We start from the raw sequence: 17295 nt of genomic DNA, 5'->3' as shown, positions 1-17295 counted from the left end.
GGCGTCAGCGCTTGAACTCACGCCGCCCGGCGGATCGTTCTTGGTTACAACTATTGACCGTTCATTGTCATGCCCCTACGTTGACGGGACTCGTGAGAGCGCTCTCAGAAAGGTGGCTCATGAGATTCCGTAGACGTCTCGCCCTCCTGTCGGCGGCCGCGCTGGCCGCCACGGGCCTGGTGGCGACGGCCGGTGCCGGCGTCGCCTCCGCCGCCACCGTGCCCGTGGGCAAGGGGAGTTACAGCGACGCCCGGCCCGCCGGGACGCAGGGACCGTCCAACAGTGACGGTCAGGCGGTCAGACCGAAGGTCACGTCCGCGGCCGCGGACCGGCCGGTGCCGACCAACGACTGGTGGTCCTCGCTGGCGTTCCAGCGGTTCGCCGGCAACCCCTATTCGGAGAACATGTACGGACACCCCCTCACCTACAAGGCGGTGTCCGGCGGACTCGAGGTCGGCTATCCGACCGCGCATCAGATTGTCGGTGCGGGCCGCCAGTACGAGTTCCCCCACAAGGCCGACCTGACCCTCGGACTCGCGGGCCTCAACTCACCCGACGCCAAGGCGGACCGGTGGAGCGACTGGACCGTCACCCCGTACTGGAGCGACGGATCGCGCACCCTGCGGACGACCATCGGCCACGGCATGCCGTACGTGTACGCCGAGGGCACGGGAGGCGCCGCGCAGATCAGCGCCGCGACCGCGCCGACCGTCTTCGCGGACCGCGGCAACGTCCTCGGCGTCACCATCTCGGGTCACCACTACGGTCTGTTCGCGCCGAGCGGCAGCGACTGGACCGTGTCCGGGAACACCCTGCGGGCCGACCTCGGCTCCAAGGACTACTTCTCCCTGGCGGTCCTGCCGGACCGGGACGCGCTCTCCGACTTCCAGAAGTACGCCTTCAGCTTCGTCACCGGCTCCGAGGTCGAGTGGGACTACCGGGAGGGCGACGGCGAGGTCGCCGCGACCTACCGGCTGACCACCGAGGCCAAGGAGGGCCAGGAGACCGGCACCCTCCAGGCGCTCTACCGTCACCAGTGGCTGCACACCTCCGACCAGCTGACCGGCCACCGCTACGTCTCGCCGCGCGGTGAGATGAAGGTGCGCGAGGGCACCTCCTTCACCACCGTGCAGAAGGTGAACGGAGTCCTTCCGGGACTGCCGAGCGCCCCCGGCGTCGACCGGAACAGGATCGCGTCCTACATCGACGACGTGCTGAGCCAGTCCGATCCGTTCAGCGGTGCCGTCGACACCTACTGGACCGGCAAGGCCCTCGGCAAGCTCGCCCAGCTCGTGCCCCTCGCCGACCGGATCGGCGAGACCGCCGACCGCGACAGGCTGCTCGGCCTGCTCAAGGGCCGGCTGCAGGAATGGTTCACCGCAGGCGGAGCCACGGAGTTCTCCTACGACCAGCAGTGGCGCACCCTCATCGGCTACCCGGCCTCCTACGGCAGTGACAAGGAGCTCAACGACCACCACTTCCACTACTCCTATTATGTGATGGCTGCGGCGATCGTCGCGCAGTACGACCCGCAGTGGGCCGCCGAATCGGAGTGGGGCGGCATGGTCGGGGAACTCATCAAGGACGCGGCCAACCCGGCCAGGAACGACACCAAGTACCCGTTCCTGCGCGGCTTCGACGTCTACGCCGGCCACAGCTGGGCCGCCGGCCACCAGGCCTTCGCCGCGGGCAACAACCAGGAGTCGTCCTCGGAGTCGATCAACCTCAGCGCCGGTCTGATCCTCTGGGGCTCGGCCACCGGTGACAAGGCGCTGCGCGACCAGGGCGTCTACATGATGATGACCGAGTCGGAGTCGATCGCGCAGTACTGGTTCGACGCCGACCAGGAGGTCTACCCCGAGAACTTCACCCACGACATCGTGGGCATGGTCTGGAGCAGCGGCGGCGCCTACTCCACCTGGTGGACCGCCAACCCCGAGGAGATCCACGGCATCAACTTCCTCCCCGTGACCGGTGGTTCGCTGCACCTGGCCCGGGAGAAGGAGATGCTGCGCCGCAGCGTCGCGGAGATGGAGAGGGAGAACGGCGGACCTGCCGTCGAGTGGCGCGACATCTTCTGGGAGGTCCAGGCCCTCTACGACCCGGCCGCCGCGATGCGGAACTGGGACCAGGGCAACGGCGGGTACACGCCCGAGGGAGGCGAGACCAAGGCCCACACCTACGACTGGGTCGCCACGCTGAACTCCATCGGCGCCCCCGACATGACCGTCACCGCCAACACGCCGACGGCCGTCGCCTTCGACAAGAACGGCACCACCACCTACGCCGCGCACAACTACGGCGCCGAGGAATGTTCGGTGCTCTTCTCCGACGGCGGTGTGCTGAACGTCCCGGCGCGGTCGACCGCGTCCGGAGCGGGCGACGACGCCCGGCTCGGCACGCTCTGCGGCGCCGTCGGCGGCGAGGAACCGCCGCCGGACGACGAGCGGCCCACCGCCCCCGGCACCCCGGCCACGAGCGACGTCACCGACACCTCCGTCACACTCACCTGGACCGCGGCGACCGACGACAAGGGCGTCAAGGACTACGACGTGTACCGCGGCACCGCCAAGGTCGCCACCGTCACCGGGACCACGCACACCGACACCGGGCTGAACCCCGGCACCGAGTACACCTACAGCGTCCGGGCCCGCGACACCTCGGGGCAGGTCGGCCCGGCGAGCGGCACGGTGACCGTCACCACCACCGGTGACGGTGGCCCTCCGGACGTCACCGGAGACACCTTCCACCCGCAGCCGGGCGGCGGTCTCGCCACCGAGGCGGCCGCGTCGGACAGCTCCGACACCATCCCCTCCGCCGGCGGCACCAACAACGACGGGACCCCGAAGAACCCCCTCGTCTACCAGGTGCGCAACGTCACGGGCGACCTGAAGCCGGGCTCCGCCACGGCCTTCACGTTCAAGGTGGACGCGGGCACCTCCGTCGGGTACGCGCAGCAGGCCCGCGTGTCGTACGACCTGACCGGTGACGGCACGTTCGACCGGGTGGAAACGTTCCGCTACTTCGCCACCGACCCGGTTCCCGGCTGGGAGGAGTACTCCTCGGCGAGGCAGGGGGTGCACTCCGCCACGGGCACCCTGGGCGACCTGAACGGCGGCACAGTCCGCGTCGAGGTCTGGAGCGCCCTGGGCAACGGCCCCTCCACCCTCCAGGTGGGCAAGGGCTCGGTGCTGACCATCCCGTTCGACTGACGGCGGGTCCGGTGGCGTGACGCCCGCACGCCACCGGCACCCTTCCCCCCCGTCGGGCGCCGCCACACGGCCGAGGCCGGGCACCGGTGACCCCGGTGCCCGGCCGCTGTCGGTCACACGCGTGAGAGCAGCGACTCCAGCGCCCGTGAGGTGCCCGGATGGCGTGCCGGCAGCACCGCCCCCGGGAGTGCCTCACCGCCCGCCGCCTCCCACACGCCGTCGCAGCCCAGCACCTTCGCCACCGCGTCACACGCCGCCGGGTGCGCCGCGAGCAGCCCCACGCCCGACGGGGCCGGCGCACCGGTGCGCACCCACCCCTCCGTGCAGCCCAGCAGCTCCGCCACCGCGTCACACGCCGCCGGATGGGCCGCGAGCAACCCGACGCCCCGGCGGGCCACGGCCTCCGGCCCCGGCCGACGGGCCGCGAACGGATCCACCTCCGGCATCCGCCACGGCGGTGTCCACGCGTCCAGCGCCGTCAGCCGGCCCGGGAAGACCCGGCCCGCCTCACGGATCAGCAGCGGGGCCAGGTCCGCCGCGCCCTTGCGCAGGGTGGTGATCAGCAGCGGCAGCCACGGCAGCAGCACCGTGTCCGGCAGCCGCCCGAACGCGTTCGACACCGCCTCCACGACCACGTCCGCCAGCCCCGGCACCGGCTCCAGCGCGTGCACGAAGCCGCTGAGATAACGCGGGTAGGCGGGCACCACCAGCGGGTTGTCCAGCAACTGAGCGCACCGCCCCCGCAGTTCCGCCCGCGACAGCGTGCCGAGCTGCACCTGCGCCGCCCACAGCAGGGCCGTCTTCGCCGGGTCGTCGGGATGCGACTGGGCCACCGCCAGCTCCAGCTGGGTCCGGTCGCAGCCCAGCGACAGCGCCAGGCTCTCCATGGAGAACAGGAAGCCGAGCATCGCCGCGACCTGCCCCACCGTCGCGTCCTCGTCCCGGAACGCCGTCGGCAGCAGCGTGCAGTAGTGGGCGTACCCCGTCTTGACGAAGGACTCGATCCACGCCGGCAGCACCGGCTCGGCGGTGCGGTAGTACGCCAGCAGCCCACGCGCCCGGCGCAGCACCTCCGGCGCCCCGTCGACGCTGCGCTCCGCCGCCAGCACCTTCAGCGCGTGCGTACCGAGCTCGTCGGCGAGACGGCGGCCGCGCAGGTACAGCAGCGTGTCCTCGACCGCCGCCAGCACCGTCGACGTCGTCGCCTGCGGCCCGTACGCGTCGCGGCGCAGCCGCTGCTCCAGCACCTGTTCGATGCTGACGCCCTCGTACCCGAGCTCGATGAGGGCCCGCTGATGGGTGCCGATCGCCAGGTCCCAGGACTCCTGGATCGAGCGCTCGCCGAGCCGCCGCTCACCCATGATCGGCCGCGCCGCCCCGTGCGGCATGAGCCGCCGCAGCATCCACAGCACATCGGAGCAGGCCTCGAGCTCCGGCCGTGACGTCATGTCCAACAGGGCCCGCCGCACACCGCGCTGCTGCAGCTTCAGCCCCAGCGGTTCGAGCCGGTCGTACACGTCCCGGGCGAGCGGCGGCAGCGCCTCGTAGCCCACCTGCCCGATCCGGTCGCCGCCCATCATGATCTCGACCAGGCGCCGTACGTCCCGCCGCCCCGGGACGCTGTCCTTCTCGATGCAGGTGACCGCCGCGTCCTGGAAGTCGTACGGCGTCGGCCTGGCCCGGTCCCGCATACCGGCGAGCAGGATCGACGTCTCGAACACGGCGATGGCGTCGGCGGTGGAGGCGAGATAACCGTTGCGCCGGGCCGCGCGCACGATCTCCACCGACCAGCCCAGCAGCTCCGCCTCGTCCAGCGTGTCGAGCACGGGCGGCCGGCGCAGGAACCCGGACAGCCGGTCCCCGGCGTCCGCGGACGGCCGCGCCGGAACGGCCGCGGCGGCGACCGCCTTCTTCCCGCTCCTTTTCGCCCCCGCCTGGCCCTCCAGCCGGTACGGCTTCACCCGGGTCCGCTTCAGGCTCTTCGCCCACTGCGTCGCCGCGATCGACACCGAGCCCGCCGCGAGGCCGAACTGCGCCTCGATGGCGGCGTGGCTGGACGGGATCAGCCCGTACTGCCAGACGGTCGCGGTACGCGGCGGCACGGTGAACGTGTCCGTGCTGCCGTGCACCCCGAACTCCTCGACTCGGCTGGCCGCGTGGAACGCCCCGCACACGTACAGACAGTCCTCCGGGTCCGTCCCCGTCGCCGCCAGGTGCTCCCGCATCCGCGTCCACATGTACCGCTCACGGTCCTCGTCCACCCGGACCCGGTCGCCGTCGCCGGGGGCCAGCCGCCGGAACAGGCTGCCGATGAGGAACATGACCTGACGGTAGGTGTCATGGTCGGCGGTGCCGTCGCAGAGCGGCACCTCGACGTACTGGTGCCACCACTCCGACCAGTGCCGCACCTTGCCGTGGCGCAGCAGATGCTCCTCCAGCTCCGCGAAGCGCGGCCGCAGATCACCGATCTCGACCCCGACGGCCTCACCGTGCAGCGCGGCCTCGGCCTCCTGGGAGGAGCCGCTCTCCTCCTCGTGCCGCTCGCTCCTCCTGTCCCACTGGAAGACATGGTCCGAGGACCGGTCCACCAGCACCAGGTCCACGCCCGGGGTGTCCAGCGCGTACGCGATGGCCTGGTACTCGGCCGACGCCTCGGTGATCGGCGCGACGACCGACAGCGGCGCCCACTCCTTCGGGAAGCCGTCGACCTCGCCGGCGAACGCCTGAACCGCCACCGGCAGCCGGCAGTTGCGCAGCTCGGTCAGCAGCGGAGCCATGTCCTCGCACAGCTCCAGGTACACGACCTTCGGCTGTTTCTCCCGCAGCCTGCGCGCCATGGCGAGCGCGGAGGCGGGGGAGTGGTGACAGACGGGGAAGATCTCCAGCGGCTCGCGCACCGCGCGGTCCACGTCGTCGACCATGCCGAGGAGGATGCCCTCCAGGGCGTCCGGCCCGCCCGCGAACGCGGCGGCGGCCTCCTGCAGTTGACCGCGCAGCGCGGCGAACGACGTGTCCTGCGTGCTCTCGGGGTGCCCGCTCATGACAGGGTGGCGATCGCGTCGCGGCCGCCCTCCAGGAACTCCGGCCAGGAGCCGCCCTCTTCCTTGCTGCGCGGCTCGACGACCCCGTGCAGATACTTGTTGAGGATGGCCAGGTCCTCGGGCTCGCGCCGGGTCAGCGAGCCGACCAGCGAGGAGGCCAGGGTGCGGGCGGTCAGGGCGCGCTCGCCGAAGAAGTTGCCGTGCAGGACCGCGTCCTCCAGCACACCGATCTGTTCGGCCGTCGACAGTGCCGACTCCAGCTTCTCGTCGTCGCTGCCGGCCGCCGCCGCGGAGGCCCGCAGATCGGCGAAGCTCTGCAGCAGCACGTCCAGCAGGGTCGGCGGCACGTCCAGGTCGATCGAGTGCCGGCGCAGCAGCTCCTCGGTGCGGAAGCGGACGATCTCCGCCTCGCTCTTCCTGTTCGTCACCACCGGGATGCGGACGAAGTTGAAGCGGCGCTTCAGCGCGGACGACAGGTCGTTGACCCCCCGGTCGCGGCTGTTGGCCGTGGCGATGATCGAGAAGCCGGGCTTGGCGAACACGATGTTGTCGTCGCCGCCCCCGCTCTCCAGCTCGGGAACGGAGATGTACTTCTCGGAGAGGATCGAGATCAGCGCGTCCTGCACATCACTCGTGGACCGGGTGAGCTCCTCGAACCGGCCGATGGCACCGCTCTCCATCGCGGTCATGATCGGTGAGGGGATCATCGACTCCCGCGACTGCCCCTTGGCGATGACCATGGAGACGTTCCACGAGTACTTGATGTGGTCCTCGGTGGTGCCGGCCGTGCCCTGCACCACCAGCGTGGAGTTGCGGCAGATCGCGGCGGACAGCAGCTCCGCCAGCCAGCTCTTGCCCGTGCCGGGGTCGCCGATGAGCAGCAGACCGCGGTCGGAGGCGAGGGTGACGATGGACCGCTCCACGAAGCTGCGGTCACCGAACCACTTCTGCGACACCTTCCGGTCCAGTCCGTCGGCCCGTTCGGAGCCGAGGATGAACAGACGGACCATCTTGGGCGACAGGCGCCACGAGAACGGCTTGGGGTTGTCGTCGATCGACTCCAGCCAGTCGAGCTCCTCGGCGTACTTGATCTCGGCGGGAGCGCGCAGCAGGTCGGACATGAGGAAAAGGCCTTTCGTACGGTGGTCGGGAGGAAACGGGTGACGCCGCCGCGTCGCTCAGGTGAGGAACGTCTTGAGCTCGTGCACGAGCTTCTTGATGTGGCCGGAGATCACCGGCGTACCGAGGTCCTTGAACTTCTCCCGGAACCAGGGGTTGACGCTGCCGCGTCCGGAGCTGGTCACCGAACCCACCGGGATGAACTTCGCCCCTGAACGGTGGATGGCGGCCATGCTCTCGAACAGCTCGTCCGTGCGCCATTCGTAGAAGTCGGAGATCCACACCACGACCGTGTTGCGCGGCTCGGCGATCTTCGGCTGGGCCAGCGCCATGGCGACGGTGCCGTCGGTGCCGCCGCCCAGCTTGGTGCGCAGCAGCGTCTCGAACGGGTCGTGCGACCACGGCGTGAGGTCCAGCGCCTGGGTGTCGTACGCGATCAGGTGCACGTCGACCTTCGGCAGCCCGGCGAAAATGGACGCCAGGATGGTGCAGTTGACCATCGAGTCCACCATCGAGCCCGACTGGTCCACGACCACGATCAGCCGCTGCGGCATCGTCTTGCGGCTGGTGTGCCGGTAGTAGAGCCGGTCGACGTAGAGCCGCTCCTCCTCCGGGCTCCAGTTGGTGAGGTTCTTCCAGATCGTGCGGTCCAGGTCGAGGTTGCGGAACACCCGCTTGGGCGGGACGGACCGGTCGAGCTCGCCGACCGTCGCCTTCTCCACCTGGCTGCGCAGCACCTGGGCGACCTCGTCGACGTAACGCCGGATCAGCGATTTGGCGTTGGCCAGGGCCACCCCGGACAGATTGTCCTTGTCCCGCAGCAACTGCTCGATCAGCGACATGCTCGGCGTCAGCCGGGACGCCAGGGCCGGGTCGGCCAGTACCTCGCGCAGATGCATCCGCTGGACGAGACCGGCCTCGATCGATCCCAGCTCGGGTCCGATCTCGGGAATGAGCCGGCTGAGGTCGGGCGTGGGCCCGCCGACCCCCGTACCGGTCGGGGAGACGCCTCCACCGGCACCCGGCCCCGCAACGCCGCCACCCCGCCCGCCGCGCAGGTCACCGGGCCGGCAGCCCAGCGCCCGCTCCAGCCACCCCGCGTCGGACTGCCAGCGGGCCAGCTGCTCGGCGGTGACGGTGCCGGAGCCGGAGGCGAACACGTTCAGCAGCACCTTCGACACGAGCGCCGCGCGCCGCACCTCCGCCGCCCGGTCACGCTCCCCGTCCTCCTCCGGCCCGGGTGTCATCAGCCCGTCGAACTCGGCCGCCAGCTCCGGATGCCGCTGCACCACGGAATCGACCGACGCCCCGGGATCGAGCAGCGCCGACGGCAGACCGATGTCCTCGACCACGGCGAGACTCGCCGACTCCAGCGACGCCTGCTCCTCCGGATCGAAGAGCCGGGCCAGCAGACGCCAGTAGAGCACCTGCCGCCGGTTCTCGTCCGCGTCGGGCGCCGGGACCCCTCCGATGCTCTCCTCGCTCATTTCCTCAGCAGCCTTCCGGCCCGCTCGCGCAGCACGGTGACGGCATCGGTCGCCGCCTTCTCGGCCCGCACACCGGCCTTGTCGGCCGTGCCCCCGGCCCAGGCCCCGGCGTGCACGGCGACGGCCTTCTTCCGTACGGTCCGCTCGACGGCGAGCGGCTGGAGCAGGAACTCCCCGTCGTCCCAGCGCAGCAGCCCGACACACGCCCCGGACGAGGCGACGGCCTCGGGCGTCAGCGGACCGGCCGCCGGAACCCGGTCGACGTCGACGGCGAGACGCTCCCCGGCGACCTGGAAGGCCACCCGACCGTCCCCCTCCTCCACCGCGTACCCCTCCAGCAGCACGGGTACGGCGATCCGGGCGGGATGGCGGTCCAGCGGCGCGGTGGGAGCGGCAGCCGCGGCGGGCAGCGCCACCCGCGCGGTGGCGAAGACATCGGCGGGCTCGCCCATCCGGGCCCGGGCGTCCTCCCACACGAGATCGCCCTCACCGGTGACCGGCATGCCGTCGAGCTCCATGGCACGCCCCTCGCTCACGGCGGCCAGCAGCGACATAGAGGGCCGGAGCAGCTGCCACAGCCCCGCCCCGACCACGGTGTCGGGCTTCGGCGCCGACACACTGGCCCGCACCAGCCGCGGCGTCCCGCCGCCGTCCGGCTCGAACACGGCGTGCACCTGCGCCTGTACGGCGGTGGCATGCTCGTGGAGGTCCACCCCGAGCGGCAGCAGTCGTCCGGTGACCTCGGCGACGGCGGGGACGGAAGCGGCGCCCGGCAGCGTGAGCAGCACGGCCCGCGACCACAGGTCGGCCCACCGCCGTACGGGAACCTGCTCCAGCGTCGCGCCGGGACAGGACGCGGCGAGTTCGGCGGCGAAGCCGTCGAGCAGCGCGGCAAGCCGGCGCAGCCCCGGCTCGGGCAGCATCGCGGACACGACGGCCGAGGCCCCCGCGACCAGCTCGTGGTCGATACCGCGCCATCCGGCACGCGCGAGATCGCACAGCCAACTGCGGGCGGCGACCAGCAGATTGACCGCGGGCTCCGCGCAGTCGGCCGGGGCGGTGCCGGTCTCCTCCGCGCGCGGCCGCCCGACGGCCTTCTCGACCCGCGCCACCAGCGCGTCGTGCATGGAACCGAGGAGCGCGGTGCGCGCGGCGGCGAGCGCGACGAAGTGGTCCTCGCCGGCGGCACCGGCGGCCGTCTTCTCGGCCGCCTCGGCGACCCGCCCGGCCAGCGGCGACCCTGCGACGGCGTCGGCGATCCCCGCCAGACCGGCCGCCTGGTCGGGCTGCGGACGCAGCAGGCCCTCCACGAGAGCGTCGTCGAAACCGTCCACGGCGGCGAGCGCCTCGTCGAGCCCCTCTACGGCGTCGGTCAGCAGATCGGCACGCATCAGGCCACCGCCCTCGTCGTCGGGAACCACTGCATCTCGGGCAACGGGGCGGTGGTCGGCGCGAGTTCGAGATAGGCCAGATGCCGCAGGAACCGGCTGAACACCTGAGCCGCCGCCGAACTGTCCCCCTGCGCGGGCCGCGTGGAGGACATGGCGCTGAAGACGGTGTGCGCGTCCGGGTCCTCACCTGTGAGTTCGGCCTTCAGATACCGGGCCACACGCGCGACGCCGTACTGCAGCACGGCCTCGTCGACCAGCGCGCGTATGTGATTGCAGAAACCGCCCCGCGCCCCGCCGCAGGGCCGGTTGTTGTTGGTGCTGCACGCGAACGCGTACGTCCCCGCCGCGACCGACGACACGTACACCCGCCCGATGTCCGACCCACTGGACACCACCCCCTGCAACCGCCCGTCGGCCAACTCGACGAACGGCACCTTGGCAAGCTTCCGCGGCCGCGCGGACGGCACCACCCGCGCCGTGCTCGACCTCTCCCGTACGGACAACGCACCATCTCCCATGCATGCGAAAGGGGATGTCCTCGCCGGACCGGCGGGACGGAAAGGAATCTATCGACGACCACTGACAACGCCGTCCGGACGCGGACCCGGCCCCCGCGAGGCGCCCTTGACGTGCGGCGGAACCGGTCGATACTTGTCCACCGTGCGTCAAGTGACCGTTCGTGTCCCTGTCGGTGCGGGGTGGGAGAGTGACGCGTGTGCAGCTGACGAAGAGACTCCACGGCGCCGGCGCCGTCCTCGGTACCGTCCTGGCGGTGTCGCTGACCGTACTGCCGGTCCAGGCATCCGCCGACTCCCGGCCATCCGGCGGCCCCCCGGCGCTGCCCCTGGGCGCGTCCGACCTGGCGGAGACCCGCACGACGCGGACCCTGCAGCCGGGCGTCACCCTCACCCGTATCGTGCGCGGGGCCGTCGACCCGGCACACCACTGGACGGTCGAGGCGTCCATCCCCGGCGGTGACACCTCACCGGACCCCGACGCACCCCCGACCACCCTCAAGGACAGGGCGAGCGCCGACGAACTCGCCGGAGACCTGCGACACCAGGGTTTCGAGGCGCGGGCGGAACGGGTGACGACACCGAGGACGGCCGACTACGCGGGCGGCACCCTGGGCTGGCGGGTCCGCATCGGCACCTTCGACGCGCAGTCCGCCGCGACGGCGGAACGCACACGGCTGAGAGCGGCCGGATTCACCGGATCGGTCACCTACACCGGCTGGGACGGCGTCACCACCGACCGCGGCCCCTGGCGCGTCGACGTCCTCACCGTCGACCCGCGCAGGTTCCGCGGAACCCTCGACGCCTCTTACGGCCCCGACCTGGAGACCCGCGAGACCACCAGCGAACTGTCCGCCGCCGCGGGCGCGACGGCTGCGGTCAACGCCGGCTTCTTCGTCCTCGACCCCCGTGCGGGCGCCCCTGGCGACCCGGCCGGCGTCGGCGTGTACGACGGCCGCCTGCTGAGCGAACCGGTCGGCGCACGCCCCGCCCTGATCGTCCACGACGACGGCCGCCGTACCGACGTCTCCCGCCTCACCTGGCAGGGCCGCGTCACCGCCGGCCGCAGCTCGCTGTCCCTGAACGGCATCAACCGGGTACCCGGCCTGATCAGGAACTGCGGCGGTAGCGAGGGTGACACCCCGACCGCGCTGCCGCTGCACGATGTGACGTGCAGCAACCCCGACCAACTCATCGCCTTCACACCCGACTACGGCACGAGCACACCGCAGGGCGACGGCACGGAAGCCGTGCTGGACTCCCGCGACCGGGTCGTCGAGCTGCGCTCCCCGCGCGGCGGGCCGCTCCCGCCCGGCGGCAGCTCCGTCCAGGCGACCGGTCAACGTGTCGCCGAACTGGCGGAGTTGGCGCGACCGGGCGGCCGCCTGCGCATCACCACCACCCTGCTGAACGACCGCGGACACCGGGTCACGCCGTCCCGCGGGACGAACATCGTCAACGCGGGCCCCGAACTGGTCCGCGACGGCCGCCTCCACGTCACCCCCAGGACCGACGGCATGGTGCGTCCGGGCGACCCGAGCTGGTACTACGGCTGGGTGCACAAGCGCAACCCGCGCACCCTGGCCGGAGTCGACGGAGCCGGCCGCACGGTGCTCGTCACCGCCGACGGCCGCAGCACCGACGCCCTCGGCCTGAGCATCACCGAGGCGGCGGGGGTCGCCCGCTCCCTCGGTCTGCGCGACGCGGTCAACCTCGACGGTGGCGGCTCGACGACGATGGTGGCGCAAGGCCAGGTGATCAACGACCCGTCGGACGCGGCGGGAGAACGCCCGGTCGGCGACGCGCTGCTGATCCTCCCCGGCAGGGACCGGCGGACGGCGGAGGCGCAGGGCCGCTGATCCTGCCCCGGTCGGCTGTAGCCGCCGGGACCGTGCTCCGGCGGTTACAGCCGGCGCAGCACGGAGCTCAGCGTTTCGATCTCCTGCGCCGAGAGTTTGTCGGTGAAGTGGCGGCGCACGGCGGCCTCCAGGCCGGGGCGGACGGCTACGACGGCTTGACGCCCGGCGTCGGTGAGGACGACCGTGACACCGGCGGCGCGTTCGCGCGTGACGAGTCCGCGCTTCTCCATGCGGGTGAGCTGGTGGGAGACGCGTGTGCGGTCACAGCCGAGCGCCGTGGCGAGTTCGCTCTGGCGCTGGGTGCCCCCCGCCTTGTCGAGGCTGACGAGGATCGTCAGGTCCGCCTCGGACAAGTCCGCCGCCTCGGCGGTGTCCGCGATCACGCGGGCGCGCACGACCTCGTGGGCGCGTTTGAAGGCGGACCAGAGGTCCACGGGCCCTGGTGCGGTGTACCCCATGGACTCGTCCGGCCCGCCGGCCCCGTCGCCGCGTGTTGACATGTCAACGCACCCTTCCTAGTGTTGAGATGTCAACACTAACAGGCGGCGCCTCGCCGTCCGCCCGCACGTGCGTCGGGGCGTCTCCACGTGAAGAAGGCTGCGAGTCATGAACACATCTCCCCTGCCGCTCGCCGAGCTGGCCCGGTCGGAGAAGCCGATCGGAGTGGGCATCATCGGACTGGGGGTGCAGGGGAGTTGGGCCGAGCGTGCTCACCTGCCCGCCCTGCGTTCCGTCCCGGGCTACGAGCTGAGGGCACTGAGCGCGAGCTCGCGGGAGTCGGCGGAGCGCTCCGGACGGAAGCACGGCGTGCCCCGCGCCTTCGGGACCGCGGCCGAGCTGGCCGCCTGCGACGAAGTGGACCTCGTGGTTGTGGCGGTGAAGGTGCCGCACCACCGGGAACTGGTGGACACGGCGCTGAGCGCGGGCAAGAGCGTGCTGTGCGAATGGCCGCTGGGCAACGGGCTCGCGGAGGCAGAGGACATGGCCCGGCTGGCGCGCAGCCGCGCCGTGCCGACCGCCGTCGGACTCCAGGCACGGTTGCACCCCGCCCTCGCCCACGTACGGGATCTCGTGGCCGACGGATACGTGGGGGAGGTGCTGTCCACGACGGTCGTCGGGTCCGGCGGCGCCTGGGGCGCCACCGTCGGCCCCGGTGGTCACTACATGCTCGACGCCGCCAACGGCGCGACCCTGCTGACCATTCCGTTCAGTCACGCCCTCGACGGACTCGCGTCCGTGCTGGGGGAGCCCGAGGACCTGCGGATCCGGCTGGCGTCGCGCCGCACGTCGGCCGTGGACACCGGGAGCGGGCAGCCGGTGCCCATGACCGCCGCCGACCAGGTCGTGGCCTCGGGACGGCTCCCCGGCGGCGCGGTGGTCAGCTTCCACTACCGCGGAGGCATGTCCCGGGGCACCAACTTCCGCTGGGAGATCAACGGCACCGAGGGCGACCTCGTCCTCACCGCCCCGGTCGGCCACCCCCAGCTCAGCCCGCTCACCCTCGAGGGCGGCCGCGGCACGTCCACCGGCCTCGCTCCCCTCACGGTGCCGGAATCGTACGTCCGCGTCCCGCAGTTGGACCCGCGCGCCGACGCGGCGGCCTACGCGGTCGCCCACGCCTACCACCAGTTCCTGGACGACCTGCGCGAGGGCACCTCGACCGTCCCCGACTTCACCCACGGCGCCGCCCGGCACCGCAGCATCGCCTCCGCCACGACGGGCGCTCGACCGGACGTGGGGTGACCCCGGTCCGCCGGGCGGCTACTCGGATGCTGCCGCCGGTTCGACGTACGTGTTGTCGAACCAGTCGATGAACTCGCGCACCGAGCCGATCTTGGAGACCCTGGCGTGCAGGGCCTTCTGGTCGTGTCCGATCAGGAACCAGCCGGTGGTGACGGACTCCCCGCAGCCGCACTGACACATGCGGGCGTCGTGGGACGACTCGAAGTAGGCGATCGGATTGCGGTGGGCGGCCACCGGGGGCTCACCCCCGACGTAGGCGTCGTACACCTCGTCGCCCGGCTTGAGGAACCGGCCCTCGATGGCCTTGCGCCCTCCGGCCACCGGCACCAGCCGGTCGATCTCGATGGCCATACGGACCTGGCCCTCGGCGGACAGCAGGGCGTACTGCTCCTTCTCGGCCCGCTCCCCGAGCACCCAGCAGCCGCGGTTGGCCTGGAACAGGGCTTCGTCGTCCATGGCCGGGTCCCAGCCGACGTGGTTGCGGCCCAGCTGGTCCTCCTGCGGGTTGACGTAACGCATGGAGCCGAGCGCGATGTGAATCATGATGTCCCCCAACATGACTGCGCACAGCGCCTTTTGCCCTGTGCGTCCCCACGATCCTGACAGGGGAGGCAGATACTTTCAACCCCTAGGGGCCTAGGAGTTGGCGTTACGGGCACTCCCGCGCCCCGGTGTCCCGGCGACTGCCGCTGCGTGACGACAGCCGCCGGGCCCGCCGGCTCAGTTGGCCAGCGCGACGCGCTCCACGTAGGCGACCTTCACGGACGCGATGTCGGACAGCTCACGCCTGTCCTCGAACTCGCTGTACTCGTTGAACTCGCTCTTGTCGGCATCGGTCTTGCCGGCGGCCAGATGCGTCGACCCGATGTAGGTCTGGCCGACGAAGTCGCCGTCCTCGTCGAAGGCGTTGACGATGACGGAGTAGTTGGCGGGTCCGTCCCCCTCGTTGGTGATCTTGTAGACGAACTCGTAGGTCTCGTCGGTGTCCGCGTCGCAGTCGTTGTACGAGTAGTCGTCGGTGTCGTCGCAGTCCTCGTACGCGTCACCGTCGTCCGTGATGAGCTTGCCGCCCGAGACCTCGACATGGTCGATGGGATCTTCGTCGTCGGCCAGCGCCCACCAGGCGACTCCGCCGCCGGCGAGGAGTAACGCGACGACGCAGACGACTATGAGGAGGCGCCTGGTCGGACGGCGGCCCGTCGCGGTGACCGGGGCGGGTGTGGGAAAGGCCTGGGTGGCAGTGGGCGGTGCCGCCGGGGGCGGCGGGGGAGTGGTGTCCGGTCTCTCGGGCGTGCTCTCGGTCATGAGGGGCTCCCAGTCGGGTCAGGTGGACTCAGCGGAACGCTCGCCGGTGCGGTCGTCCGTCTTCACCATGCGGCTGACGGTCCCCGCCAGGAAGAGCACGACGGCAAGGACCGATACGACGCAGGCCGCCCCGAAGACATCGGACGTCTCGTCCTCGAACATGCCGGTCGCCGTCAGCGCCAGGAAGACGCCGGAGGTCTGCCGGCCGGTTCCGTCGGGCATCGGACCCGCGGACCGGGTGCGTACCCGGGGCAGCCACAGCCGCAGGAGTTCGGCCACGGCGGCCAGGGCGACGAGCCGGGAGGCGACCATCGTGTACGGGTGAGCCGTGTTGCCGCCCATCTCACCCACACCCACGACGGCCGTCAGGCCGAAGTAGAGAACCGGAATCAGCCAGCCGGGGTGTGCCCGCACGCCCGGAACCGGACGGTGACCGTTCTGGCCGGTGACCTTGACGAGACCGACCGCCGGCGCCGCGTCGCCCGGAGTGCGGGGCGAGGGAATGCCGGGGAGGGACGACGGCACCTCGGTGACCGGTCGGAGTGCCCGCTTCTGCGCCCGGCGGACGCGGCGGCCGACATCGCCGTACGCCTCGATGTGGGCGGACAGCCGGTCCTGGAGGTTCCTCAGGTCCTCGGCCATCGTGTCGAACTCCGCCCGGCGTTCGGCGGCGAGCCGCGCCGCCTCGCTCGCGGCGCCGTCGAGCAGGACGAGGGCCTCGGTGTGCAGCCGTACGGCATCCGCGCGGGCCGTCTCGGCGGTCTCCGGCACCTCTGCCAGCTCCTGGCGCAGACGGCTCCGTTCGTCCTCGATGATCTCGCTGATGCGGTGCCGTTCGTCCGGGGGCAGCTTGCGCGGGGCGCGGGCCTCCGCACGGGCGAGGACGGCCCGGCGCCATGCCAGCAGCGGACGGCCACGGTGCTCGCCGATGCCGTTGATGTGGACCTTGCCGCCCTTGGCGCGGTGGATGTAGAGGACGTCGCCGCCCTTGCCGTTCGGTGCCTTGCCCCAGCTCACGTCGTAGAAGTCGGCCGCGGTCCTGATGCCCTGCGCCGACAGGCTGCGGACGAGGCCTTCGCCGATGCCGTTCACCTCGCGGGCGTTGAGGTAGGTGCTGCCGAGGGCCCGCTCGACGGACTGACCGCGCAGGACGGACAGGGCCTGGCCCTCTCGGCGTTCGCGCTCTCCGTCCAGCGCGCCGATCCGGTGGTTCAGCGAGGCCTCCTGGACGGCCCGTTCCTCCTCGATGCGCCGCAGCTTCTCGCCGTGGGCGGTCTCGACGCGCCTGCGCTGCTTCGTCTCGTGCTGGAGGCGCCGCTGGTCGGCGACCTCGAAGGCGCGGCGCTTGGACAGGAGGCGGCGGAGGGCGCCGATCGACTCGACGAGCCGGCGGCGTTCCGCACGCACCTCCGACGGGGAAGGGGCGGCCGAGGGCGGGACGGGAGCCGGTCCCTCCCGGCGGGGGGTGGTGCTGTCGGTCAACGAGGGCTTCCTCAGTAACGGGGGTGTCGACGGGCCAGGGACGCGGCAGGTTGATTCCGGCCACGGCCCACACCGGAGGTGACCTGCGACGACAGGAAAAGGTTGTACGCAGCAGCAAGGAAGAATCTGCCCCACCTGCCC

Annotated in this window: 12 protein-coding genes; 3 read left to right on the top strand and 9 right to left on the bottom strand. The window is 71.7% G+C overall.

Annotation, left to right across the window (positions count from 1 at the left end; translation table 11 throughout):
• The first annotated feature begins 119 nt into the window (after window positions 1–119).
• Window positions 120–3212: a glycosyl hydrolase gene (locus tag ACZ44S_RS02660; protein ID WP_466923733.1), complete on the top strand. Its 3093-nt coding sequence runs from the start codon at window positions 120–122 to the stop codon at window positions 3210–3212.
• A gap of 113 nt (window positions 3213–3325) precedes the next feature.
• On the opposite strand, the gene ACZ44S_RS02655 is transcribed toward ACZ44S_RS02660, so the two are convergent.
• Genes ACZ44S_RS02655 through ACZ44S_RS02635 form a run of 5 tightly spaced genes read right to left on the bottom strand, consistent with a single transcriptional unit; the run spans window position 3326 to window position 10768 of the window.
• Complete coding sequence (locus ACZ44S_RS02655) at window positions 3326–6253, bottom strand: DUF5682 family protein (RefSeq protein WP_466923730.1); 2928 nt, start codon at window positions 6251–6253, stop codon at window positions 3326–3328.
• Window positions 6250–7374, bottom strand: a complete 1125-nt coding sequence (locus ACZ44S_RS02650) for an ATP-binding protein (protein WP_466923728.1) — start codon at window positions 7372–7374, stop codon at window positions 6250–6252. Before ACZ44S_RS02650 ends, ACZ44S_RS02655 begins: the two co-directional genes overlap by 4 nt.
• Before the next feature lie 57 nt (window positions 7375–7431).
• Window positions 7432–8859, bottom strand: a complete 1428-nt coding sequence (locus ACZ44S_RS02645) for a vWA domain-containing protein (protein WP_466923725.1) — start codon at window positions 8857–8859, stop codon at window positions 7432–7434.
• Window positions 8856–10250 (bottom strand): hypothetical protein, encoded by a 1395-nt coding sequence (locus tag ACZ44S_RS02640; protein ID WP_466923722.1) that lies wholly within the window; start codon window positions 10248–10250, stop codon window positions 8856–8858. The genes ACZ44S_RS02645 and ACZ44S_RS02640 overlap by 4 nt, the downstream gene beginning before the upstream one ends.
• Window positions 10250–10768, bottom strand: a complete 519-nt coding sequence (locus ACZ44S_RS02635) for a hypothetical protein (RefSeq protein WP_466923718.1) — start codon at window positions 10766–10768, stop codon at window positions 10250–10252. The genes ACZ44S_RS02640 and ACZ44S_RS02635 overlap by 1 nt, the downstream gene beginning before the upstream one ends.
• A 203-nt stretch (window positions 10769–10971) precedes the next feature.
• Between ACZ44S_RS02635 and ACZ44S_RS02630 the strand changes: the two genes are divergently transcribed.
• Entirely contained in the window at window positions 10972–12624 is a 1653-nt protein-coding gene (locus ACZ44S_RS02630) for a phosphodiester glycosidase family protein (protein ID WP_466924362.1), read from the top strand.
• A gap of 44 nt (window positions 12625–12668) precedes the next feature.
• Here the strand turns inward: ACZ44S_RS02630 and ACZ44S_RS02625 are convergent, their stop codons facing one another.
• Complete coding sequence (locus tag ACZ44S_RS02625) at window positions 12669–13124, bottom strand: MarR family winged helix-turn-helix transcriptional regulator (protein ID WP_466923715.1); 456 nt, start codon at window positions 13122–13124, stop codon at window positions 12669–12671.
• 106 nt (window positions 13125–13230) lie between these two features.
• Here ACZ44S_RS02625 and ACZ44S_RS02620 point away from each other — a divergent pair, with 106 nt between their 5' ends.
• Complete coding sequence (locus ACZ44S_RS02620) at window positions 13231–14367, top strand: Gfo/Idh/MocA family protein (protein ID WP_466923712.1); 1137 nt, start codon at window positions 13231–13233, stop codon at window positions 14365–14367.
• Between the two features lie 18 nt (window positions 14368–14385).
• On the opposite strand, the gene ACZ44S_RS02615 is transcribed toward ACZ44S_RS02620, so the two are convergent.
• The 3 genes from ACZ44S_RS02615 to ACZ44S_RS02605 all read right to left on the bottom strand — a co-directional run bounded on the left by ACZ44S_RS02615 (window position 14386) and on the right by ACZ44S_RS02605 (window position 17154).
• Window positions 14386–14910, bottom strand: coding sequence for a hypothetical protein (locus ACZ44S_RS02615; protein WP_466923709.1), 525 nt, complete (start codon window positions 14908–14910; stop codon window positions 14386–14388).
• A 177-nt stretch (window positions 14911–15087) separates the two neighbouring features.
• A complete protein-coding gene (locus ACZ44S_RS02610) occupies window positions 15088–15672 on the bottom strand; it encodes a hypothetical protein (RefSeq protein WP_466923706.1) in 585 nt (194 codons plus the stop codon).
• Between the two features lie 18 nt (window positions 15673–15690).
• Complete coding sequence (locus ACZ44S_RS02605; RefSeq protein WP_466923703.1) at window positions 15691–17154, bottom strand: hypothetical protein; 1464 nt, start codon at window positions 17152–17154, stop codon at window positions 15691–15693.
• Between the last annotated feature and the right edge of the window lie 141 nt (window positions 17155–17295).

The organism is Streptomyces malachitofuscus (genome assembly GCF_055571035.1).
Note: the sequence above shows the minus strand (reverse complement) of the source record. Positions and strands in the feature narration are given on the sequence as shown.